The organism is Streptococcus sp. GMD1S, assembly GCF_000296875.1.
Lineage (GTDB): Bacteria > Bacillota > Bacilli > Lactobacillales > Streptococcaceae > Streptococcus.
In genome coordinates this window covers 1-920 of record NZ_AJQY01000384.1, presented here as the reverse complement: position 1 = coordinate 920, position 920 = coordinate 1, and the positions used below count along the sequence as shown (strand labels likewise).

Genomic DNA, 920 nt, shown 5'->3' with positions numbered 1-920 from the left:
TCTAACTTGCCAAACTTAAAGCCACGTTCCCACATCTCATTGACAATCTCAAGAGTGGTATAGAGGTCAATTTCCACATTAGAGGCTTCATTGTTCTTCCGTTTTTCAGCGATTTCTTCCATTCTGCGCTTGATGGCGTCCAAGCCCGCACCCATGGTCTTGATATCAAAAGCCTTAGCGCGGATTGAAAAGTAAGCACAGTAGTAATAAATGGGATGGTGAACCTTGAAGTAGGCTACGCGCAAGGCCATCATAACGTAGGCTGCCGCATGGGCTTTAGGGAACATATACTTGATTTTTCCACAGGACTCGATATACCACTCTGGCACCTTATTGGCCTTCATGGCTTCGATATAGCCATTTCGCTCCTCTTCTGAAATCTTCAACCACAAGCCCTTACGTACCCGTTCCATGATGGTAAAGGCCATCTTAGGCTCGAGACCCGCATGCATGAGGTAAACCATGATGTCGTCCCGACAACCGATAACAGTCGATAGGTCCGCAATTCCTTGCTTGATCAAATCCTGGGCATTTCCCAACCACACATCGGTACCGTGGGATAATCCAGACAACTGAAGCAATTCCGCAAAGGTCGTCGGATGCGTTTCGTCTACCATCCCACGTACAAAGTTTGTTCCAAACTCTGGGATTCCCAGCATGCCCGTCGGCGTTCCGATTTGCTCAGGTGTTACCCCTAGTACATCAGTTCCAGAAAAGAGGGCCATGACACCTTCATCATCCATAGGAATTTCATTAGGGTCAATACCAGACAAGTCCTGCAATTTTCGAATCATGGTCGGATCATCATGCCCCAGTACATCGAGTTTGAGGACATTCTCATCGATATCATGGAAGTTAAAGTGAGTCGTCTGCCATTCAGCCGTCACGTCATCCGCTGGATACTGAACAGGCGTAAAGTC

General features: G+C 47.5%; 1 pseudogene. It reads right to left on the bottom strand.

Annotated elements, in window-relative coordinates:
• A pseudogene (gene polC, locus GMD1S_RS10515) lies at positions 1–920 on the bottom strand (PolC-type DNA polymerase III); the annotation flags it as partial.